The sequence below is a fragment of the Amycolatopsis sp. WAC 04197 genome (assembly GCF_003947475.1).
In the GTDB taxonomy this organism is placed as follows: Bacteria; Actinomycetota; Actinomycetes; order Mycobacteriales; family Pseudonocardiaceae; genus Amycolatopsis; species Amycolatopsis japonica.
This window is the reverse complement of record NZ_QHJK01000010.1, coordinates 415,608-436,915: the sequence shown is the minus strand read 5'-3', so window position 1 is coordinate 436,915 and position 21,308 is coordinate 415,608. Positions and strand designations below refer to the sequence as shown.

Here is a 21,308-nt window from a genome sequence, read left to right as displayed (position 1 = left end):
TTCGCCGCCACCCCCGCCCGAACCTGATCCCAAAACCCCACCCGCACCGACCGCGGCAACCACCGAAACACCCGCACAACCCGCCCCTTCCCACAGACGGTGTTGCAACAACCCCATGACTCCAAGAGGCCTTCACGGACTTTGGGAACACAGGCGGCGTGAGTGAAGGCGTGACTCGCGTGATCAGGGACGTGACTCGCGTGCTTGGAGGCCGCACTCGGGGTGTTCCGCCGCGAATCACGCGAGTTCCGGCTTCGATCACGTGAGTGCGGTGCCACTCACGACCACCCCGCCCGAGAAGCGTGGACGCGAAGGGGACTTTCCTCGCATGCGACGCGGCGAAAGCTCCCTTCGCCCCGTCCGCGTGGGGCTCCCGCGGGCGATAGGGTGGGGGGATGAGTGACGCGGAGACGTTGTTCGAGCGGATCATCGCGGGGGAGATCCCGTCCGACAAGGTGTACGAGGACGCGACGACGTATGCGTTCCGGGACATAGCGCCGCAGGCTCGCGTGCATGTGCTCGTGGTGCCGAAGAAGCGGTACCGGAACGTCGGCGAACTGGCCGCCGCCGATCCGCAGCTGCTCGCGGACGTAGCGTTGACGGCGCGCAAGGTCGCGGAGATCGAGGGGATCGCGGAGTCCGGTTACCGGGTGGTCTTCAACACCGACGGTGACGCCGGGCAGACCGTCTTCCACGTGCACGCGCACGTGCTCGGCGGCGAGCAGCTGGGGCATTTCGGGCGCTGAAGCGCGCGGCCTGCGGAAACCGGACTGCGTGCCGCCACCCGCAACCAGTAACATCGAACTCGTCACTGTCGTTGAAAATCGCAGCGTAAGCGCAGGAAGTAGGCCCGAGGCCACGTGGCCGGAACCGTACCGGGTGAAGCCGCCCGACCCGACGTTCCCGCGGACGTCACCCCGACGAAGGCTGACGAAGCCGCCATCACCGAAGCGGCCCAGTCCCGATTCCCCATCCCCGACGCCGCCGCGCTCAGCCTGCTCGGCTCGAGGGACGAAAACCTCCGCGTCGCCGAGGAGCTCCTCGCCGCCGACGTCCACGTCCGGGGCAACGAGGTCACCCTGACCGGCGCTCCCGCCGACGTCGCCTTCGCCGAACGCGTCTTCGCCGAACTCGTGACGCTCGCCGGCCGCGGCCAGCAGGTCGACCCGGCCACCGTCCGCCGCACCGTCGGCATGCTCTCCACCGGTGACCACGAGTCACCGGCCGAAGTGCTGAGCATGAACATCATCTCCCGGCGCGGCAAGACGATCCGGCCCAAGACGCTCAACCAGAAGCGCTACGTCGACGCCATCGACAAGCACACGATCGTCTTCGGCATCGGCCCCGCCGGTACCGGCAAGACGTACCTCGCCATGGCCAAGGCCGTCCAGGCGCTGCAGGCGAAGCAGGTCACCCGCATCGTGCTGACCCGCCCGGCGGTCGAAGCCGGTGAGCGCCTCGGCTACCTGCCGGGCACGCTCAACGAGAAGATCGACCCGTACCTGCGCCCGCTGTACGACGCGCTGCACGACATGGTCGAGCCCGAGTCGATCCCGCGGCTGATGCAGGCGGGCACCATCGAGATCGCGCCGCTGGCGTACATGCGCGGCCGCACCCTCAACGACGCCTTCATCATCCTCGACGAAGCGCAGAACACCACGCCGGAACAGATGAAGATGTTCCTCACCCGGCTCGGGTTCGGCGCCAAGATCGTCGTCACCGGCGACGTCACGCAGGTCGACCTCCCCAACGGCCAGAAGAGCGGCCTCCGGGTGGTCCGCGACATCCTCGAAGGTGTCGAGGACCTGCACTTCGCCCAGCTCACCAGCCAGGACGTGGTGCGGCACAAGCTCGTCGGCGACATCGTCGACGCGTACGAGAAGTGGCAGGCGCTGCAGGACAGCAAGGACCAGGGCAGCGGTTGGAAGGGTCAGCGCCGTTCATGAGCATCGAAATCGCCAATGAATCGGGCGTGAACGTCGACGAGACCTCGATCGTGTCGGCCGCCCGCTTCGCGCTCGACAAGATGGAGGTCAGCCCGCTCGCCGAGCTGTCCATCCTGCTCGTCACCCTCGAGGTGATGGAGGATCTGCACGAGCGGTGGATGGACCTGCCCGGTCCCACCGACGTGATGGCCTTCCCGATGGACGAGCTCGACTCGTCGCGCCGTCCCGACGCGCCCGACGCCTCGCCCGCCCTGCTCGGCGACATCGTGCTGTGCCCGGCGTTCGCGAAGGACCAGGCCAAGACGGCCGGGCACGCGCTGATGGACGAGCTGCACCTGCTCACCACGCACGGTGTGCTGCACCTGCTCGGCTACGACCACGCCGAACCCGCCGAGGAACGCGAGATGTTCGGTCTGCAGAAGCGGATCCTCGGCGAGTTCCAGGCCGCGGTGGCCGCGCACAACAAGCGCGACGCGCAGCGCTCCGCGGACGACAGGCTCCTCGGCACCGCCGGCCTCGACGCCGCGCCCGCCGAAGAGCCCCCCGCCTAGGCGGTTCGCGGACATGGGTAGTCCCACGGCCCTGCTGGTCATCGCCATCGCGCTGATCCTGCTCGCCGGGGTGTTCGCGGCCGCCGACGCCGCCGTCAGCACGGTCTCCAAGGCCCGCGCCGACGGTCTCGTCCGGCTCGGCCGCCCCGGCGCGCGTCAGCTGTCGCTGGTCATCGCCGAACGCCGCCGCCACATCAACCTGATCCTGCTGCTGCGGATGACCTGCGAGCTGACCGCCACCGTGCTGGTCACCGTCGACATCCTCGGCTGGATCCGGCCGCTGTGGCTCGCCATCGTGGTCGCCGCGGGGGTGATGGTCGTGGTGAGTTACGTGCTCATCGGTGTCGGCCCGCGCACCCTCGGCCGCCAGCACCCGTACCGGATCGGGCTCGTCGTCGCGGGACCCGTCCGCGTCCTCGGGTCGATCCTCGGCCCGCTCAGCAGGCTGCTGATCGTCCTCGGTAACGCCATCACCCCGGGCCGCGGTTTCCGTGAAGGCCCGTTCACCTCCGAAGTCGAACTGCGTGAGCTGGTCGACCTCGCCCAGGAACGGGGCGTCGTCGAGGAATCCGAACGCGAGATGATCCACTCGGTGTTCGAACTCGGCGACACCGTCGCGCGCGAGGTCATGGTGCCGCGCACGGAGATCGTCTGGATCGAGCACGACAAGACCGTGCGCCAGGCGCTCGCGCTGGCCCTGCGCACCGGGTTCACCCGGCTGCCGGTGATCGGCGACTCCGTCGACGACGTGGTGGGCGTGGTCAACATCAAGGACCTCATGCCCGCGTACATGGCCGAAGGCGGCTCGCAGCGGCGGGTCGAGGAGTTGATGAACCCGGCGAGTTTCGTGCCGGACTCCAAACGGCTCGACGATCTGCTCAAGGAGATGCAGGTCTCGCACAACCACATGGCGATCGCCGTCGACGAGTACGGCGGCACCGCCGGCCTGCTCACCATCGAGGACATCCTCGAGGAGATCGTCGGCGAGATCACCGACGAATCCGACGCCGACGAACGCCCCGAGGTCGAAGAACTCGAAAACGGCGCGGTCCGCGTCTCGTCCCGGCTCTCGATCGACGACCTGGGTGAACTGTTCGGGATCGACCTCGAAGACCACGACGTGGAGACCGTGGGCGGGCTGCTCGCCGAGCGACTGGGTAGGGTCCCGCTGCCGGGGGCCGAAGCCGAGGTCGCCGGACTTCGGCTGTTCGCCGAAGGCGGTAAGGACCGGCGCGGGCGGATGCGGATCACCACGGTGGTCGTCCACCCCGCCGACGCGGACGCGGTGACCGACGCAGCCCAGGGCAGGCGCCGGACCCGGGTCCCGCAGCCCGATGAAAGTGACAGGAGTGTCGAACATGCCTGAGCTGGACGCCGAGGACGAGAAGCTGGTGACCCTGGCCAGGTCCGCGCGAGCCCGCACCCAGGCCGCCGAAGGCGCCGCGCTCCGCGACACCGACGGCCGCACGTACGCGGCGAGCACGGTCGACCAGCCGTCGTTCAAGCTCACCGCGCTGCAGGCCGCCGTCGCCGCCGCCGTTTCGAGCGGAGCCGAAGGAATCGAGGCCGCCGTCGTGGTCAGCGCCGAAGGGCTGCTCCAGGAGGCTTCCGTGCACGCGGTGCGCGACATCGCCGCCGAGGCCCCGATCTACCTGGCCGACCCCAGCGGCAAGGTGCTGAACTGATGGCCGAGCCGCATCGTTCCGGTTTCGCCTGCTTCGTCGGGCGGCCCAACGCGGGCAAGTCGACGCTGACCAACGCGCTCGTCGGCAGCAAGGTCGCGATCACCTCCAGCAAACCGCAGACCACCCGGCACGCCATCCGCGGCATCGTCCACCGCGACGACGCCCAGCTGGTGATCATCGACACACCGGGCCTGCACCGGCCGAGGACCCTGCTCGGCGAGCGGCTGAACGACATCGTCCACTCGACATGGTCCGAAGTGGACGTTGTCGGATTGTGCGTGCCCGCCAACGAAAAAGTCGGCCCCGGTGACCGGTTCATCGCCGCCGAACTGAAGAAGATCGCCAAGCGCACCCCGGTGATCGGCGTCGTCACCAAGACGGATCTCGTGAAACCCGAGCAGGTCGCCGAGCAGTTGCTCGCCCTGCAGGAGGTCATGGAGTTCGCCGAGCTGATCCCGGTGTCCGCTGTGGACGGTTTCCAGGTCGGCGCGCTCTCGGATCTGTTGGTGCGCCACCTTCCCGAGGGTCCGCAGCTGTATCCGGGCGGCGAACTCACCGACGAGCCGGAACAGACCCTGGTCGCCGAGCTGATCCGCGAGGCGGCGCTGGAGGGCGTCCGGGACGAACTCCCGCACTCGATCGCCGTCACCGTCGAGGAGATGCTGCCCCACGAGGGCAGGGACGACATGATCGACGTGCACGCGTTCCTTTATGTGGAACGACCGAGCCAGAAGGGCATCATCCTCGGGCACAAGGGGGAGCGGCTCAAGGACGTCGGCGCCCGCGCCCGGCAGCAGATCGAGGGCCTCCTCGGTTCGAAGGTCTACCTCGATCTGCACATCAAGGTCGCCAAAGAGTGGCAGCGCGACCCCCGTCAGTTGCGACGGCTGGGCTTCTGACTGAACGGAATGTCTCGATTCGGTCGCGGAGACCGGTTGATGGTGTGGAACCGGACGGGTGACCTTAGAGTCTCAACCCTTGACTCCGGTGATCGCTGATCGGGCGGCGCGCCCGGGTCGCAGTTCCACATCTCATTCGTGAAGGGAAAGCGGTAAATGACCGACAACCAGGGCCTGCCCAACTACTCCGGCGACCCTCAGGGCGGTGGAGGCTTCAACAACCCCGGCCCGCCGCCCAACAACAACCTGGTGTGGGCGATCCTCACCACGATCCTGTGCTGCCTGCCCTTCGGTATCGTCGCCATCGTCAAGGCGAACCAGGTGAACACCCTCTGGGCGCAGGGCCAGCCCGCCGCCGCGCAGGAAGCGGCCGACGCGGCCAAGAAGTGGTCGATCATCGCGGCGATCGTCGGTGGCGTGCTCATCGTTCTGTACGTTGTCCTCGTCGTCTTCCTCGGCGTGTTCGCGGCCTCGGTGGACGTGAACAACTACCGCTGATCCCGGCGCTCGAGGGGGAGACCTCATGACCGACCAGTACCCGAACTACCCGCCTCCTGGCGGGCCACCGCCGCAGCAGCCGTATTACGGCGGCGTGCCGAACTACGGACCCCCGCCGGACAACAACCTGGTGTGGGCCATCCTCTGCACGGTGTTGTGCTGCTTGCCGCTGGGTATCGTCGCGATCGTGAAGTCGAGCCAGGTGCAGACGTTGTGGTCGCAGGGCTTCCACGCCGAAGCCCAGAAGGCCGCCGACGACGCGAAGAAGTGGTCCATGTGGGGAGCGATCGCCACCGGCGGTCTTTTCCTGCTGTACATCATCTTCATCGTGGTGATGATCATCATCGGCGCGTCGGCGGGAAGCTTCACGCCGTGACGTCGTCCGTCTACACGGGATTCCCGGCGCGCGGGTTCAAAGCCAAGGCCCGCGCGCTGGGGCCGCCCCTGGCCATCGCCGCCGGGGCGGGCCTCGGCTGTGTCGCCCTCTGGCTGGGCGATCCCACCACTCCGGGCGGGCCGCTTCCGGTCTGTCCCACCAAGACCCTGCTGGGTATCGCCTGTCCGGGCTGCGGCGGCATGCGCATGGTCTACAGCGCGCTGCACGGGGACATCCCCGCCGCGCTGCACTACAACGCGGTGTCCTTTGTGGTCGTTCTGCTGCTCATCTGGAGCACCGTCGCCTGGGCGGTCGGCAGGCTCCGCGGCCGCGCGGTGGACAGCTGGCTGCACTGGCGCTGGACTCCGCTCGCGTTCGGTGTCGTGTTCGTCGTCTGGTTCGTCATCCGTAACCTGCCCTTCGCCCCGTTCACCTCGCTTTACGTGTGAGTGCCGGGCCGAGGCCCGGATCGTCGGTGGTACCGAGTACGCTCCCGCGCACCGGTCTGCTCGGTGTGTACCCATGCCGTACATTCAGCCCGGGTCGCCGCAGAGGCCCCGTGCGCCAGGGGCGAGGAACCAGCGAGGGGATTTCGATGACCACTCCCTACGGCCAGCAGCCGCCGGGACAGCAGCCGCCGCCCGGATCCGGGGATGGGCAGCCGCAGTCGCCGCAGCCGCAGTCGCCGTTCGGGCAGCAGCCGTCGGGAGAACAGCCCTCGCCGTTCGGGCAGCAGCCTCAGTCTTCGCCGTTCGGCCAGCAGCCGAGCCAGCCGTTCGGCGCGCAGCCGCAGTCCCCCTTCAGCCAGCAGGGGCAGGCCTCTCCGTTCGGCCAGGCCTCCCAGTTCGGTCCGCGGACCGACTACGCCCACTGGGGCCTGCGCGCGGCCGGGTCGCTGATCGACTTCGCGCCGATCTTCGTCCTTCCGATCATCGGCGCCATCATCGCCACGAACGCGAATTCGCTCATCGGCGGCATCATCTCCGGCGTCGGTTACCTCGCGGGGATCGGCTGGACCGTCTACAACCGGTGGATCAAGATGGGCACCACCGGCCAGTCGCTCGGCAAGAAGATGGTGAACACCAAGCTCGTCCGCGAGAGCGACGGCCAGCCGATCGGTCCGCTGATGGCGTTCGTCCGGGACCTGTGCCACAACCTGGACGGCTGGGTCTGCGGTCTCGGCTACCTCTGGCCGCTGTGGGACGAGAAGAAGCAGACGTTCGCGGACAAGATCCTCAGCACCGTCGTCGTGCCGGGCGACGCGGCCGCGACCACGTCGGCGCCGTTCGGTCAGACCCCGGGATTCCCGGCGCCGCCGTCGTTCCCGGCGCCGCCCGCGCCGTTCGGCCAGCCGCAACAGCAGCCGTCCCAGCCGTTCGGCGCGCCGCAGCAGCAGTCCCCGTTCGGCCAGCAGCCCCAGCAGCCGCAGCCGTTCGGGCAGCAGCCGTCCCAGCCCTTCGGGCAGCCGCCGCACGGAACCGCGGCGCCGTCACCGGAGTCCCAGCCTGAGCCGGCTCTGGGCGAGGCCGAGCCGACGCAGGTCCTCCGCCCGGGGCAGCAGCCTCAGCAGGCACCGTCAGGGTTCGACGAAGCCGAGCCGACGCAGAAGATCACCCCGGAGCAGCTGAGGCAGCAGTTGCCCGGAGCGGATGGGCCGAACGGGCCCGGAACACCGCAACAGTAAGGAAAAACCGGCGGGATCCACCCGTCGGCAAATGCGACAAAAGTGGGGAACCCCGATGACGAACCCGTACGGCCAGCAGCCCGGCCAGCAGCCCTATGGCCAGCAGCCTCAGCCCGGATACGGACCCCCGTCCGGCGCCACGCCCGCGCCGTACGGCCAGCCTTCCGGCCCGAACCCGATGCCGTACGGCCAGCCGGCGCCTTACGGCCAGCCCGCGCCGTACGGTCAGCCCGCGCCCTATGGCGCGCCGGGCGGTATGCCCGGTGGTGGCGGTGACATCAACTCGATCCCGGACTACAAGGGCTGGGCGATCGGCTGCATCTTCCTCTGCTGGATCATCGCGATCTTCGCGATCATGAAGTCCAACGAGGTCAACACGTACAAGATGCAGGGCAACTACGCCGCCGCCATGGACGCGTCGAAGTCGACGAAGACCATGTGCATGATCGCCTCGATCATCGGCGGTGTCGGCTGCCTGTTCTCCATTCTCTGGATCGTCCTGGTCGCCGCGAGCATCTAGCCCGACCCGTAGCCGAAAGAACGACGAGGACCACTTTCATGACCAACCCCTACGGCCAGCAGCAGCCTTACGGACAGCAGCCTGGCTACGGGCCGCCGTCCGGTGGCATGCCCGCCCCCTACGGCCAGCCTGCTCCGTACGGTCAGCCTTCCCCTTACGGCGCGCCGGGCGGTATGCCCGGGGGCGACATCAACGCCATCAAGGACTACAAGGGCTGGGCGATCGGCTGCATCTTCCTCTGCTGGATCATCGCGATCTTCGCGATCATGAAGTCCAACGAGGTCAACACCTACAAGATGCAGGGCAACTACGCCGCCGCCGCGGACGCGTCGAGGTCCACGAGGACCATGTGCATGATCGCGTCGATCATCGGCGGCCTCGGCTGCGTGTTCGCCATCGTGATGATCATCATCTCGATCGTCGCGACCGCGTCGGTCTCGAGCTGCTACAGCAGTAGCTACTGCTGATTCCGGGGCACACCACCCCGATGTCGGTCCCAGGTGGGACGATGTCGGGGTGGTGAACCTCTATCGCGACACCGGAGTGGTGTTGCGGACGCACAAGCTGGGTGAGGCCGACCGGATCGTCACCCTGCTCACGCGACGGCACGGCAAGGTCCGTGCGGTCGCGAAGGGCGTGCGTCGGACGTCATCGCGCTTCGGGGCGCGTCTGGAGCCGTTCGGGCACGTCGACGTCCAGTTCTACACCGGCCGCTCGCTCGACGTGATCACCCAGGTCGAGACGGTCGACGCCTTCGCGCTGCCGCTGGTGGCCGACTACCAGCGCTACACCGCCGCGAGCGCCATCGCCGAGACCGCGGACCGGCTGTCCGCCGAAGAAGGCGAGCCGGTGCTCAAGCTCTACATGCTCGTCGTCGGAGCGCTCCGGGCGCTGGCGGGCGGCGAACGGGACAGTTCCCTCATCCTCGACGCCTTCTTCCTGCGGGCCATGGCCTACGCCGGCTGGGCGCCCGCGATCACCGAATGCGCCCGCTGCGGCCTGCCCGGTCCGCACAAGGCGTTCAGCGTGTCCGCCGGGGGTTCGATGTGCCCGGATTGCCGGGTTCCCGGCTGTGTCCACCCCTCCCAGGAGGTGCTGACGCTGCTCGCGGCGCTCCTGCACGGCGAGTGGCCGGTGGCCGAGGCGTCGCTGCCGGTGCCGCGGCGGGACGCGTCCGGCCTGGTCGCGGCGCATCTGCAGTGGCATCTGGAGCGTCAGTTGCGGTCGCTGCCGCTGGTGGAGAGGCGTGCGCGGGAGGCCGGCGCGCAGGCGCAGTAGGGTCGCAGGCACAGGTTCACTCGTTCAGGAGGCTCGAAGGTGCTGCGCAGGGGACGCGAGAACAAGGCGTCACAATTCGAACTTCGCGCGCCGGAGCCGCATCCGTCCGGTGCCCGGCCGCCGGAGATCCCCAAGGAACTCCTCCCGAAGCACGTGGCGCTGGTGATGGACGGCAACGGCCGCTGGGCGAACCAGCGCGGGCTGCCGCGGATCGAGGGCCACAAACGCGGTGAAGCGGTGATGATCGACGTCGCCAGCGGCGCCGTGGAGCTCGGCGTCAAATGGCTTTCGGTGTACGCGTTCTCCACCGAGAACTGGAAGCGGAGCCCGGAGGAGGTCCGTTTCCTGATGGGCTTCAACCGCGACACCATCCGCCGCCAGGTCGACTACCTCGGTTCGATCGGCGTCCGCATCCGCTGGGCGGGCCGCCGCCCCAAGCTGTGGGCGAGCGTCATCAAGGAACTCCAGGTCGCCGAGGAGAAGACCAAGCACAACACGGCGCTGAACATGACGATGTGCGTCAACTACGGCGGCCGTGCCGAACTGGGCGACGCGATGCGCCGGATCGCCCAGGACGTCGCCGACGGGAAGCTGAACCCGGACAAGGTCACCGAGAAGACCATCGGCAAGTACCTGTACCAGCCCGACATGCCGGACGTGGACCTGTTCCTGCGGCCGTCGGGGGAGCAGCGGACGTCGAACTTCCTGCTCTGGCAGTCGGCCTACGCCGAGATGGTCTACCAGGACACGCTCTTCCCCGACTTCGACCGCACCCACCTGTGGCGGGCGTGCCTCGAATTCGCGAAACGGGACCGCCGCTTCGGCGGGGCCGTCGACAAGGCTTCCGAAGGGACCGCATGACCACCGAAGCAGCGGACACGGCGGCGTTGCTGACGTCGGCGCGGGAAGCCCTCGAGCGCTATCTCGAAGTCCACGTCGACGACGACGGCGCGCTGACCTTCTCGCACGCGGACGTCCCGTGCGTCATCCAGGCGACCCGGCTGGCCGAAGGGCTGACGGTGCTGAGCCTGACCTGCGTCGTGGCCTGGGATCTGCCGGACGACCCGGCGATCGCGGCCTCGGCGGCGGAACGCGCCGGACAGGGCCTGTTCGGCACGCTCGGGGTCGTGCGTTCGGAGAAGGGCATCGACATCACGCTGAGGTACGCGTTCCCGGCCGAGGGCATGGACCCCTCGCCGCTCGGGACGCTGCTCATGCTGGTCGTCTCGACCGCTTCGCAGCTGCGTTCGGACCTGCTCGGCACCGCTCCCGGGGAGTGACCGCCGGGACGCACGGTCACCTGGCATCATCGCGCGCATGGAAACCATTTCCAGAAGCGCCCCGGAGAAGAAGCCGGCCCGGCGGTTCAAGATCACCTCGATCGAGGTGCTCTGCGCGATCCTGCTGATCGCGATCCTCGGGCAGAGCTGGCTCCAGCAGGTGTTCGACGTGCCCGCGCTGCGGACCGGCTCGACCGTGTTCGTCGCCGTCTGCGTGCAGGCGCTGCCGTTCCTGGTGCTCGGGGTGCTGATCAGCGGCGCGATCGCGGCGTTCGTGCCCGCGCGGGTGCTGGAGAAGGTGCTCCCTCGCCGGGCCGGTGCCGCGGTCGGTGTCGCGGGGCTGGCCGGGGTCGCCCTGCCGGGGTGTGAATGCGCGTCGGTGCCGGTCGCGCGGCGGTTGATCGGCCAGGGCGTCGCGCCCGCGGCCGCGCTGACCTTCCTGCTCGCCGCACCCGCGGTGAACCCGGTGGTGCTGGTCGCCACGGCGGTGGCGTTCCCCGGGAACCCGGAAATGGTGTTCGCCCGGTTCGCCGGTTCGCTCGCCACCGCGATGGTGATGGGCTGGCTGTGGGCGAAGTGGGGCAAGCTCGACTGGATCGCGGAGCGCGCTCTGCGGCGGCTTCCGGAGGTTCAGCACGGATCGCGGTGGAAGACCTTCGCCGAGACCGCGCGGGCGGATCTGGTCGAGGCGGGCGGTTTCCTCGTGCTCGGCGCGATGATCGCCGCCGCGATGAACGTGCTGGTGCCCGCCAAGTGGTTCGGGGTGCTGGGGGAGCAGATCGTGCTCGGGGTGCTGGTGATGGCCGTGCTCGCCGTCGTGCTGGCCCTGTGCAGTGAGGCCGACGCCTTCGTCGCCGCGTCGCTGACCGCGATGCCGCTGCTGCCGAAACTGGTGTTCCTGGTGGTCGGGCCCGCGATCGACGTGAAGCTGTTCGCCCTGCAGACGGGCACCTTCGGCAAGTCCTTCGCGCTCCGGTTCGCGCCGGTGACGTTCGTGGTCGCGCTGTCGTGCGCCGTCGTGTCGGGTGTGCTGATCCTCGGAGGTGGCGCGTGAAACGCGAGACCCAGAACATCCTGCTGATTCTGCTCGGCGGCGCGCTGCTGAAGATCACGATCAACGGCGACTACCTGCGCTACGTCAAACCCGCGCAGCAGCCGTGGATCATCGCGGGCGGCGCGGTGATGGTCGCGCTGGGCGCGGTCGCGATCGTCCGCGACCTGCTGGCCGCGCGGGCCGCCGCCGTCGTGTCCGGGGACGTCCACGCGCACGACCACAACACCCGGTCGGCGTGGCTGCTGATGGTGCCGGTGCTGGCCGTGTTCCTGGTCGCGCCGCCCGCGCTGGGCGCCGATTCGGTCACCCGCACCGAGGCCAGGGCGCCGCAGAGCGCTTCGGCGAGCAACGCGGCCGCCTTCCCACCCCTGCCCGCCGGGGACGTGGTCCCGCTGGAGGTCAACGAGTTCGTCAGCCGGGCGGGGTGGGATTCCAGTGGCTCGCTGAACGGGCGAACGGTGCGGCTGTCCGGTTTCGTCGTGCACAACGAGGGCAACACGATGCTGGCGCGGATGGTCATCGGCTGCTGCGCGGCCGACGCCTTCCCGATCACCGTGCGGATGGTGGGCGACGGCGTGTCGGGTTTCGGGAACGACACCTGGCTCGAGGTCACCGGGACGGTCGTGCCGGGGACCGCGGTGCGGGAGAACAGCTACATGCCGGATCTGACGCTCACCTCGGTGCGGCAGGTGCCGGCGCCGAAGGACCCCTACGAGTACTGAGCCGGATGTCATGAAAGGGTCGTTCAGGACATCTTTCGTCCTGAACGACCCTTTCATGACACTCGTCAGTGGTTCGAGCAGGTCCCGACGATCTCCACGGTGTGGCTGATGTCGGAGAACCCGTGCTCCGAAGCGATCTTCTCGGCCCATCGCTCCACCGCGGGGCCCTCGACCTCGACCGTGCTGCCGCAGAGACGGCACACCAGGTGATGGTGGTGGTGCGACGAGCAACGCCGGTAGATGGCCTCGCCGGTGTCGGTGCGCAGGACGTCGATCTCGCCGGCCTCCGAGAGCGACTGCAGCGTGCGGTACACCGTTGTGAGCCCGATGCCGTCGCCGCGTTTGCGCAGCTCGTCGTGCAGTTCCTGGGCGGAACGGAAGTCGTCGATCTCCTTGAGCAGCTCGACCACGGCGGCCCGCTGTTTCGTCGACCGGCGTCCCGGCACCGGCGCGGAACTGTTGGCCGTCGTCGGACTCATGCTCACTTCCCCTCCTGAACGTGGGCTACGGCGTCCACCACGATATGCGCAAGGTGATCGTCGACCAGCCGGTACACCACCTCACGGCCGCGTCGCTCACCCTGTACGACACCCGCGGTCTTCAGCACCCGCAGGTGCTGGCTGATCAGCGGCTGCGCGACATCGAGTGTGTCCACCAGTTCGTGCACGCACCTGTCCGCGTTACGCAACTGCAGGACGATGGCGATGCGCACGGGCGCGGCGAGCGCCCTGAGCAGGTCGCCGGCGTCCGCGAGGACGGCGGGCGAGGCCGACGTCGCGGGTTCGGCGGGGGGACGGGCCGACGAATGCGGTCCGGGGTCTTCCGCGAGACCCGGGGCGGCAGAGTCCGGGGTCACCGTAGCCATCGCCGCCTCCATGTCCATCATGATTTCCGAAGTCATTGCCAGTAACAGTCCAGCCCATCTTAGTGTTCCCGTCCCCGGTGGTCTGTTCGCCGACCGGGCGACCACTTGGCGGCGATGTTACTGCTCCATTCGGGTGACTTCGCAAAGAAATGACCATTCCACTTCGCATGTGGTCGCCAACGGTGCAAGGTTGTCGCGGAGCGTTTCGTCGCTTCTCGTACGCCGACGACCGCGCTCTGAGGGCCCGGAGAGGCAGTGGGGAGACATGACTCGTTTCGTGACGAAGCTGGCCGCCGCGACGGCGGCCGTCGCTTTGGCGTCGGTCCCGGGGCTCGCCTCGGCGCAGACGACACAGGCCGTCGATGAGAAGACCGGCCCCGTGTCGTTCGCGAATGTGGCGTCGGTGCGCATCGGGAACCCGGGATCGCTGATCACCGAAACCCAGCGCTCACCGCTGACGCCCGGCCAATCGAAACTCTCTCCGGACCGCACCGTCGTCCCGCGTGACAACGGCGAGAAGAACACCTTCGGCGACAAATGGGCCGTCAACCTGGGCCGCTTCGGTGCTCAGAGCCCATTCCCGCCCGGTATCGCCAGCCGCGACCACAACGTGCTCGCCGCGCTGCAGCAGACCACGGTCCCGACGGCGGTCGCGGAGAGCAACTATGCCCTGCTCGACAACGGGCGCGGTGGCGCGAAGCCCGCCGACAACACCGTGCTGGTCCTCGAGGGCGCGAAGAGCGCCGTCGACTGCTCGTCGCCTAGCAAGACGACGTCGTCGACGAGCGTGGGCAAGATCTGGGTGCGCGACGAAACCGGCGCGCTCAAGCCGTCCGGCGCTTCGGGCGTCGATGTCAAGGGGCTCAAGCTCGGCCCGCCCTCGACCGGCGAAATCGACAAAACGGCCAGCAAGGACAAGACCACCTCCGACCTGACCGTGTCCCGCGTGACCGCCTTCGACCAGTTGATCCGGCAGGACGGCTGGCGCGACGGCGACGTGACCGCGGTGGCGGGCTGGAAGGTGGACATCGTCACGCACGTGCGCGACGGCGCGGGCAAGGATCTCCGCGAGGCCCGCACGACGCTCGTGCTCGGCGGCGTGAGCTGCTCGATCCCGAAGAACTTCGTCGCGAAACCCGCCGGCGGTACCGGCCCGGGCGCGGCGCCCGAACAGCCCGCGGTGCCGGGGACGGTGCCCGCGGGCGGTATCCCGCCGCAGGCCGCCGACTCGACGCGGACCGTGGTCGGGCTGGGGCTGCTGGGCGGCGGCATCGTGATCGGCGCCGCGGCCATGCTGCTCTTGCGCCGTCGTAAACCCGTTCCGGTGCGGGAGAAGTAGCGACCTCGTGCGGCCTTGGCTGGCGGCACTGTCCGCCGTCGTCTCGGCGCTCGCCATCTCCGCGGGCGTGATCGTGCTGACCTGGATCCCGCCGGAACAGCCGGTGTCGCTCGCGGAACCAGCGGTCTTGCCCGGTGAGGACGGCGCCCCGCTGGCGCTGCCCGCCGACAGTTCGAAACGCGGGCAGCGGCCCGGCACCATCCGTTTGCCCGAAGGCGGATCGGCGAGGCTCGTGCGTTCCGAGGTCAACTCCACCGGCGTCCTCCCGATCCCGCGAGGGCTCGGCGACGCGGCCTGGTGGGGCGCGCGGCTCGGCGCCGAAGCGGGTACGTCGCTGATCTCCGGGCACGTCAACTGGGGCGGCGTCAAAGGGCCGTTCGACGAGCTGTGGCGGATGCACGAGGGCCAGGAGGTGGCCGTCAGCGACGCGGCGGGCGGTATCTGGGTCTATCGCGTGCGGGAGGTCGTCACGGTGCACAAGAACGACCTGCCCGCGCAGGCGGCGAAGCTGTTCGCGCAGAGCGGGCCGCATCGGCTGGTCCTGGTCACCTGCGGCGGCGACTACCTGGGCGGGACCGACGGCTACCGGGACAACCGGGTGATCGTCGCGACCCCCGTTTCCGGCCCGCCCGCCTGACCCCGCGTTTCGTCCTCTGAATGCGGTAGTTGCACGCGCAAGGACCGCATTCAGAGGACGAAACGCGGGAAGTGGGTGCAACCTCTCTCGGCTCGCGTCGCGTGTCTAGCGACACCGGCCGCTCCGGCGGCCACACGCGAGCAAGGAGTAATACCCGATGGTGGGACAGTTCGACGACGGTACGGCGAGCGAGGAGCAGCTGAAGAAGCGCTCCAGCCTGGGGTTGATCCTCATCGGTGCCGCGATCTTCGTGGTGGCGGCCGTGGTCGCGGTGTTCGTGTTCACCGGAACGAGTGATCCTGTCGTCGCGGCCACCCAGGGCCAGGCGACCACGTCGGCGGCTCAGCCGCCCCAGACCCCGGCCGACCTGGGACAGGCGCCTGGCACGGTCAAACTCCCCGGCGGCGGCACGGCGAAACTGATCCGCAAGGAACTGACCGCGGACGGGACCCTGCCCATCCCCGAGGGTCTCGACGAAGCCACCTGGTGGGGCGCGAAACTGGGCGCCGACCAGGGCGCTTCCCTGCTTTCCGGACATGTGAACTGGAAAGGCAAGAAGGGCCCGTTCGACGAATTGTGGCGGCTCAAGACCGGTCAGGAGGTCGACGTCGTCGACACCGACGGCGGTAAGTGGGTGTACAAGATCGGCGAGATCGTCACCGTGCACAAGACGAAGCTCGCCGAACAGTCGGAGAAGCTGTTCGGGCCGGACGGGCCGCATCGGCTGGTGCTGGTCACCTGCGGTGGCGAGTACGTCGGCGGGACCGACGGTTACGAGGACAACCGCATCGTCACCGCCTCGTTGGTCAGCAGGCCCTGAGCGGTCCGACCTCGCCGGAGGTCGCGCGGGGACGGGCGGTTAGTCTTGTCCTTCTAGCCCATACCCGTCCCCGCATGCTTCGGAGCGTGGAGTGCCCGCCAACACCATTGAGACCGTCGTCAGCCTGTGCAAGCGTCGAGGCTTCGTTTTCCCGTGTGGAGAGATCTACGGCGGTACCAAGTCGGCGTGGGACTACGGGCCCCTCGGTGTCGAACTCAAGGACAACATCAAGCGCCAGTGGTGGAAGACCGTCGTGCAGAGCCGCGACGACGTCGTCGGCCTCGACTCGTCGGTGATCCTGCCCCGCCAGGTGTGGGTCGCGTCGGGTCACCTGGACGTCTTCACCGACCCGCTGATCGAATGTCTCTCCTGTCACAAGCGGTTCCGCGCCGACCAGCTGGCCGAGGACTTCTCCGCCCGTTCGGGCAAGGAGGTGTCCGAGGACGACCTGTCCGAGGTGCCGTGCCCGAACTGCGGCACCCGCGGGCAGTACACCGCGCCGCGTGACTTCAACATGATGCTCAAGACCTACCTCGGCCCGGTCGAGTCCGAGGAAGGCGTGCACTACCTCCGTCCGGAGACCGCGCAGGGCATCTTCATCAACTTCCTCAACGTGCAGACCGCGGCGCGCAAGAAGCCGCCGTTCGGCATCGGCCAGATCGGCAAGTCGTTCCGCAACGAGATCACGCCGGGCAACTTCATCTTCCGCACGCGCGAGTTCGAGCAGATGGAGATGGAGTTCTTCGTCGAGCCGGGCGAGGACGAGACCTGGCACCAGTACTGGATCGACGCGCGCACCGAGTGGTACAAGGACCTCGGCATCAAGGCGGACAACCTCCGCCTTTACGAGCACCCGAAGGAAAAGCTCTCCCACTACTCGAAGCGCACCGTCGACATCGAGTACCGCTTCGCGTTCAACGCGGGCCAGGAATGGGGCGAGCTCGAAGGTATCGCGAACCGCACCGACTTCGACCTCACGACGCACTCGAACCACTCCGGTGTGGACCTGTCGTTCTTCGACCAGGCCACGAAGCAGCGGTTCCGCCCGTTCGTCATCGAGCCCGCGGCCGGTGTCGGCCGGTCGATGATGGCGTTCCTCGTCGACGCGTACCACGAGGAAGAGGTGCCGAACGCCAAGGGCAGCACCGACACCCGCGCGGTGCTCAAGCTGGACTACCGGCTCGCGCCGTTCAAGGTCGCCGTCCTCCCGTTGTCCCGCAACGCCGATCTCACGCCGAAGGCGCGCGACGTCGCGGCGGCGCTGCGCAAGCACTGGAACGTCGACTTCGACGACGCCGGCGCGATCGGCCGCCGCTACCGGCGCCAGGACGAGATCGGGACGCCGTACTGCGTGACCGTCGACTTCGACTCGCTCAACGACCACGCGGTGACCGTGCGGGAGCGCGACACCATGGCGCAGGAACGGGTCGCGATCGACAAACTCGAGTCGTACCTGGCGGGCCGGCTGATCGGCGCCTGAGTTCCGCTTACTCGCGCCGCACCGTCCGGCCAAGTGTCATGAAAGGGCCGTTCAGGACGTTTCTTGTCCTGAACGGCCCTTTCATGACGTTCGGGAGCGGCGCACCCCTGACAACTGTCACCCTCAGGTCGTGACGCGCGGCCCACGGCCGCGACCCCCTCGCGCGACAAGCTCCAAGCATGCGAGAACAAGACATCACCGCGGGGGCGGCGGTACGGCTTTCCGGGCTGCGTAAGCACTATGGCGACGTCCACGCCGTCGACGGCGTGGACCTGACGATCGCGCCGGGCGAGGTCGTCGCGCTCCTCGGCCCCAACGGCGCGGGCAAATCCACCACCGTCGACATGATCCTGGGCCTGAGCGTGCCCGACCGCGGCACCGTGACCGTGTTCGGCCGCGAGCCGGGGGACGCGGTCGGCGACGGGATGATCGGCGCGATGCTGCAGGGCGGCGCGCTCGTCGAAGATCTCACGGTCGCCGAGACCGTCGGCATGGTCGCGGCGCTGCACCGCAAGCCGATGCCGGTGCGGGACGCGTTGCGCCGCGCCGGGATCGAGGATCTCGCGAACCGGCGCTCCACCAGGCTTTCCGGCGGGCAGAAGCAGCGCGTGCGGTTCGCCGTCGCGCTCGTGAGCGACCCCGATCTGCTGATCCTCGACGAGCCGACCGCCGCGATGGACGTCGGCACGCGCCGCGAGTTCTGGAAGTCCATGTACGAGTACACGGACACCGGCCGCACGGTCCTGTTCGCCACCCACTATCTCGAAGAGGCCGAAGAGTTCGCCGACCGTGTCGTGCTGATGCGGTCGGGGCGGATCGTCGCGGACGGTTCGGTCGCGCAGGTCCGTGCGCTGGCCGGGGGACGCACGATCCGCGCGGTCGTGCCCGCGGCGGCGGAGCCGGTGATCGCGGGGCTGCCCGCGGTCACCGGATTCGAACTCCGCGGTGGCCGCGCCGCGATCTCCAGTTCCGATTCCGACGCCACGCTGCGCGCGTTGCTGACCGAAATCCCCGAAGCGCACGACATCGAGATCAGCGCCGTCGGTCTTGAAGGCGCGTTCCTGTCCCTGACCACCGAAGCCACCGAGGAAACCGTCCGATGAACCCGACCTATCTCAAGACCGAGATCGTCCGCACCTTCCGTTCCACCCGGTTCGTGCTCTTCGCCGTCGCCTTCCCGGTGCTGATGTTCCTGTTGCAGGCCAACGTCTTCGGGTCCGCGGAGATGAACATCGCCGGCGTGATCATGGTCAACATGATGGCCTTCGGCACCTTCTCCGCCGCGATGACGAGCGGCGCGAAACTGGCCATCGAGCGGTCCACGGGCTGGCAGCGCCAGCTGCGGCTGACCCCGCTGACGGGCGCCGGCTATCTCGGCGGCAAGGCGCTCTCGGCGATGCTCGTCGCGCTCCCGTCGTTGCTCGTCGTCCCGCTGATCGGCGTCCTGTTCCAAGGTGTCCACCTCGACGCCGCCGGCTGGCTGCGGCTGGTGCTCGGCTGCTGGCTCGGCGCGATCCCGCTGGTGCTGCTCGGCCTGCTGCTCGGCCAGTTCGGCACACCGGAGTCGATGCAGCCGCTGAACATGATCGTGATGATGGGCATGGGTTTCCTGGGCGGCCTGTGGATCCCGATCGACGGGATGCCGTCGTGGATGGCCGACATCGCCCAGGTGACGCCGACGTACTGGCTGATCCAGCTGGTCCGCCCGGTGGTCACCGACCATCTCACGGTGAGTCTCCCGGCCGCGCTCGGCGTGCTGGCGGCGTGGACCGCGGTCCTCGGGACGCTGGTGATCAGGCGTTACCGTAAGGACAGTGCGCGGGTCTGAGAGATGGGTGAACCGGTGAGCGACTACCCGGGCAGGGTCGAGACGGGCTTGAACAGCCGGGAGAACTGGTGGTCGGACATGCCGCCGCGGACCGGCAGCGGGCCCCGGCCGGCGAAGTGGGCCGTACTCGGCACCGCCTTCGTCCTGCCGACTTTCATTCCCACGGTGGTCGAGCTGGCCACCGGCGGGGTCACTGCGGAAACGCTGGTGGTCGTCGGTTTCCTGATCGCCTACGGCGCGTGTTATCTGCTGTTCCCGCTCGCCCTGCGGCCTTCCCGGCGGAAGACGACCTACGTCTTCTCGGTGCTGATGCTGCTCATCGGTCTCGCGCTGGTGTTCCTGCACGACAACAACCCGTACATCCTGATCTACGCGACGGCGGTGCTGGCCTTCACACTGCCGCCGGCGTGGTCGCTGATCCTCGACGGCGGTGCCCTGCTGCTGGTGCTGGCCGTCCATCTGATCATCGGGAAATACGACTTCGGTGACCTCGTGGCGGTCGCCTCGATCACGGCGGCGATGTTCTTCATGGCGAACCTGGTCCGCGCGGTGCGGAAACTGGAGGCGGCGAACCGGGAGATCGCCACGCTCGCGGTGGCGGGTGAACGCGAGCGCCTGGCGCGGGATCTGCACGACATCCTCGGCCACAGCCTCACCACCATCACGGTCAAGGCCGGGCTCGCCCGCCGGATCCTGGAGAGCGGAAAGGACGACACCCGTGCGCTGCAGGAGATCAGCGAGGTCGAAAGCCTGACTCGCAGCGCTCTCGCGGACATCCGTGCCACGGTCTCCGAATATCGCGAGGTGTCGCTGTCGGCGGAGGTCGCCGGAGCGCGGGCGGCGCTGCGGGCGGCCGAGATCGACGCGGATCTGCCGCACGCGGTGGACGATGTCGCTCCCGCCCTGCAGCGCACTTTCGGTTACGTGCTGCGGGAAGCGGTCACCAACGTGCTCCGGCATTCCGGGGCGAAGCGCGTGAAGGTCCGTCTCGGCAAGACCTGGCTGGAAATCGAGGACGACGGCGAAGGCGGCGAGGCGATGGCGGGCAACGGCCTGCGCGGCCTCACCGAACGGTTGGACGCGGTCGGCGGGACCTTGACCGCCACCACGCCACCTGGGGGAGGATGGCTCGTCCGGGCGGACGTACCCGAGTCCGCCCTGCGGAGCGACGTGGCCGCGCCGCTCTCCGAACCCACTGGAGGCTGCGCGTGATCCGGGTCCTGCTCGCCGACGACCAGGCGATGGTGCGCGGGGCCTTGGCCACCGTGCTCGGCCTCGAAGCCGACATCGAGGTGGTCGCCCAGGTCGGCTCGGGCGACGAAGTGCTTCAGCGGGCGAAGGAGACCTCGCCGGACGTCGCGCTGCTCGACGTCCAGATGCCGGGCAAGGACGGTCTCGAAGCCGCCGCCGAACTGCACGGCGCGCTCCCGCTGTGCCGGATCATCATCTGCACCACCTTCGGCAGGCCTGGCTACCTGTCGCGGGCGATGGCCGCCGGTGCCGCGGGATTCGTGGTCAAGGACGCTCCGCCGGAGCAGCTCGTCGACGCCGTCCGCCGGGTCCACGGCGGACTCCGGGTGGTCGATCCCGCACTCGCCGCCGAATCGCTCGCCACCGGCGCGAGCCCGCTCACCGGACGCGAACACGACGTCCTCAAGGCCGCCAAGGACGGCAGCACGGTGGCCGACATCGCCCGCGCGCTGCACCTTTCCGAAGGCACCGTGCGCAACCATCTTTCGGCCGCGATGGGCAAGACCGGGGCGAGGACGAGGGCCGAGGCGGTGCGGCTCGCGGAAGAGCACGGCTGGCTCTGAGATCACCTCGCGGCTCTGCGAGAATCACCTTC

At 68.7% G+C, this 21,308-nt stretch carries 27 protein-coding genes; 25 read left to right on the top strand and 2 right to left on the bottom strand.

Going from position 1 to position 21,308, the window contains the following annotated elements:
- Positions 1 to 395: 395 nt before the first annotated feature.
- The 17 genes from DMC64_RS34565 to DMC64_RS34485 all read left to right on the top strand — a co-directional run bounded on the left by DMC64_RS34565 (position 396) and on the right by DMC64_RS34485 (position 12,493).
- Positions 396 to 746 carry a histidine triad nucleotide-binding protein gene (locus DMC64_RS34565; RefSeq protein WP_125736882.1) on the top strand — a complete coding sequence of 117 codons (351 nt, stop codon included), beginning with the start codon at positions 396 to 398 and terminating at the stop codon, positions 744 to 746.
- A gap of 114 nt (positions 747 to 860) precedes the next feature.
- Entirely contained in the window at positions 861 to 1,946 is a 1,086-nt protein-coding gene (locus DMC64_RS34560; RefSeq protein ID WP_037342828.1) for a PhoH family protein, read from the top strand.
- Positions 1,943 to 2,497: an rRNA maturation RNase YbeY gene (gene ybeY, locus DMC64_RS34555; protein ID WP_016332461.1), complete on the top strand. Its 555-nt coding sequence runs from the start codon at positions 1,943 to 1,945 to the stop codon at positions 2,495 to 2,497. The genes DMC64_RS34560 and ybeY overlap by 4 nt, the downstream gene beginning before the upstream one ends.
- Before the next feature lie 13 nt (positions 2,498 to 2,510).
- Positions 2,511 to 3,863, top strand: a complete 1,353-nt coding sequence (locus tag DMC64_RS34550; protein WP_037342830.1) for a hemolysin family protein — start codon at positions 2,511 to 2,513, stop codon at positions 3,861 to 3,863.
- Positions 3,856 to 4,182, top strand: a complete 327-nt coding sequence (locus DMC64_RS34545; RefSeq protein ID WP_037342833.1) for a hypothetical protein — start codon at positions 3,856 to 3,858, stop codon at positions 4,180 to 4,182. Before DMC64_RS34550 ends, DMC64_RS34545 begins: the two co-directional genes overlap by 8 nt.
- Positions 4,182 to 5,081 carry a GTPase Era gene (gene era / locus DMC64_RS34540; RefSeq protein ID WP_016332464.1) on the top strand — a complete coding sequence of 300 codons (900 nt, stop codon included), beginning with the start codon at positions 4,182 to 4,184 and terminating at the stop codon, positions 5,079 to 5,081. The genes DMC64_RS34545 and era overlap by 1 nt, the downstream gene beginning before the upstream one ends.
- A 156-nt stretch (positions 5,082 to 5,237) precedes the next feature.
- The gene (locus DMC64_RS34535; protein WP_016332465.1) at positions 5,238 to 5,579 is read left to right on the top strand and encodes a CD225/dispanin family protein; all 342 of its coding nucleotides are present in this window, start codon (positions 5,238 to 5,240) and stop codon (positions 5,577 to 5,579) included.
- A 25-nt stretch (positions 5,580 to 5,604) separates the two neighbouring features.
- The gene (locus tag DMC64_RS34530) at positions 5,605 to 5,955 is read left to right on the top strand and encodes a CD225/dispanin family protein (RefSeq protein WP_125736881.1); all 351 of its coding nucleotides are present in this window, start codon (positions 5,605 to 5,607) and stop codon (positions 5,953 to 5,955) included.
- Entirely contained in the window at positions 5,952 to 6,404 is a 453-nt protein-coding gene (locus tag DMC64_RS34525) for a DUF2752 domain-containing protein (RefSeq protein ID WP_037342836.1), read from the top strand. The genes DMC64_RS34530 and DMC64_RS34525 overlap by 4 nt, the downstream gene beginning before the upstream one ends.
- A gap of 146 nt (positions 6,405 to 6,550) precedes the next feature.
- A complete protein-coding gene (locus DMC64_RS34520) occupies positions 6,551 to 7,639 on the top strand; it encodes an RDD family protein (RefSeq protein ID WP_125736880.1) in 1,089 nt (362 codons plus the stop codon).
- Positions 7,640 to 7,694: 55 nt separating this feature from the next.
- Positions 7,695 to 8,159, top strand: coding sequence for a CD225/dispanin family protein (locus tag DMC64_RS34515; protein WP_125736879.1), 465 nt, complete (start codon positions 7,695 to 7,697; stop codon positions 8,157 to 8,159).
- Between the two features lie 38 nt (positions 8,160 to 8,197).
- On the top strand, positions 8,198 to 8,626 hold the full coding sequence (locus DMC64_RS34510) for a CD225/dispanin family protein (protein WP_037342843.1): 429 nt from the start codon (positions 8,198 to 8,200) through the stop codon (positions 8,624 to 8,626).
- Positions 8,627 to 8,675: 49 nt separating this feature from the next.
- The gene (recO, locus tag DMC64_RS34505) at positions 8,676 to 9,437 is read left to right on the top strand and encodes a DNA repair protein RecO (protein ID WP_037342846.1); all 762 of its coding nucleotides are present in this window, start codon (positions 8,676 to 8,678) and stop codon (positions 9,435 to 9,437) included.
- Between the two features lie 39 nt (positions 9,438 to 9,476).
- A complete protein-coding gene (locus DMC64_RS34500) occupies positions 9,477 to 10,298 on the top strand; it encodes an isoprenyl transferase (protein ID WP_016332472.1) in 822 nt (273 codons plus the stop codon).
- On the top strand, positions 10,295 to 10,717 hold the full coding sequence (locus DMC64_RS34495) for a hypothetical protein (protein ID WP_005158775.1): 423 nt from the start codon (positions 10,295 to 10,297) through the stop codon (positions 10,715 to 10,717). The genes DMC64_RS34500 and DMC64_RS34495 overlap by 4 nt, the downstream gene beginning before the upstream one ends.
- Before the next feature lie 37 nt (positions 10,718 to 10,754).
- Complete coding sequence (locus DMC64_RS34490) at positions 10,755 to 11,771, top strand: permease (protein WP_016332474.1); 1,017 nt, start codon at positions 10,755 to 10,757, stop codon at positions 11,769 to 11,771.
- Positions 11,768 to 12,493 (top strand): TIGR03943 family protein, encoded by a 726-nt coding sequence (locus DMC64_RS34485; protein ID WP_038517042.1) that lies wholly within the window; start codon positions 11,768 to 11,770, stop codon positions 12,491 to 12,493. Before DMC64_RS34490 ends, DMC64_RS34485 begins: the two co-directional genes overlap by 4 nt.
- Before the next feature lie 65 nt (positions 12,494 to 12,558).
- On the opposite strand, the gene DMC64_RS34480 is transcribed toward DMC64_RS34485, so the two are convergent.
- Positions 12,559 to 12,972 carry a Fur family transcriptional regulator gene (locus DMC64_RS34480; RefSeq protein ID WP_020629376.1) on the bottom strand — a complete coding sequence of 138 codons (414 nt, stop codon included), beginning with the start codon at positions 12,970 to 12,972 and terminating at the stop codon, positions 12,559 to 12,561.
- 2 nt (positions 12,973 to 12,974) lie between these two features.
- A complete protein-coding gene (locus tag DMC64_RS34475; protein ID WP_037343441.1) occupies positions 12,975 to 13,358 on the bottom strand; it encodes a helix-turn-helix transcriptional regulator in 384 nt (127 codons plus the stop codon).
- Positions 13,359 to 13,623: 265 nt separating this feature from the next.
- Between DMC64_RS34475 and DMC64_RS34470 the strand changes: the two genes are divergently transcribed.
- From DMC64_RS34470 to DMC64_RS34435, 8 genes are all read left to right on the top strand, one after another.
- Positions 13,624 to 14,697 (top strand): hypothetical protein, encoded by a 1,074-nt coding sequence (locus DMC64_RS34470; protein WP_125736878.1) that lies wholly within the window; start codon positions 13,624 to 13,626, stop codon positions 14,695 to 14,697.
- Between the two features lie 7 nt (positions 14,698 to 14,704).
- Positions 14,705 to 15,334 carry a class F sortase gene (locus DMC64_RS34465; protein WP_125736877.1) on the top strand — a complete coding sequence of 210 codons (630 nt, stop codon included), beginning with the start codon at positions 14,705 to 14,707 and terminating at the stop codon, positions 15,332 to 15,334.
- 157 nt (positions 15,335 to 15,491) lie between these two features.
- Entirely contained in the window at positions 15,492 to 16,154 is a 663-nt protein-coding gene (locus tag DMC64_RS34460; protein WP_125736876.1) for a class F sortase, read from the top strand.
- 91 nt (positions 16,155 to 16,245) lie between these two features.
- Positions 16,246 to 17,634 (top strand): glycine--tRNA ligase, encoded by a 1,389-nt coding sequence (locus DMC64_RS34455; RefSeq protein ID WP_034316415.1) that lies wholly within the window; start codon positions 16,246 to 16,248, stop codon positions 17,632 to 17,634.
- A 179-nt stretch (positions 17,635 to 17,813) separates the two neighbouring features.
- Positions 17,814 to 18,737 carry an ABC transporter ATP-binding protein gene (locus tag DMC64_RS34450; RefSeq protein WP_199755186.1) on the top strand — a complete coding sequence of 308 codons (924 nt, stop codon included), beginning with the start codon at positions 17,814 to 17,816 and terminating at the stop codon, positions 18,735 to 18,737.
- Positions 18,734 to 19,462 carry an ABC transporter permease gene (locus DMC64_RS34445; RefSeq protein WP_125736875.1) on the top strand — a complete coding sequence of 243 codons (729 nt, stop codon included), beginning with the start codon at positions 18,734 to 18,736 and terminating at the stop codon, positions 19,460 to 19,462. Before DMC64_RS34450 ends, DMC64_RS34445 begins: the two co-directional genes overlap by 4 nt.
- Positions 19,463 to 19,477: 15 nt before the next feature.
- Complete coding sequence (locus DMC64_RS34440; RefSeq protein ID WP_125736874.1) at positions 19,478 to 20,674, top strand: sensor histidine kinase; 1,197 nt, start codon at positions 19,478 to 19,480, stop codon at positions 20,672 to 20,674.
- Positions 20,671 to 21,276 (top strand): response regulator transcription factor, encoded by a 606-nt coding sequence (locus DMC64_RS34435; RefSeq protein ID WP_037342867.1) that lies wholly within the window; start codon positions 20,671 to 20,673, stop codon positions 21,274 to 21,276. The genes DMC64_RS34440 and DMC64_RS34435 overlap by 4 nt, the downstream gene beginning before the upstream one ends.
- Positions 21,277 to 21,308: the final 32 nt, after the last annotated feature.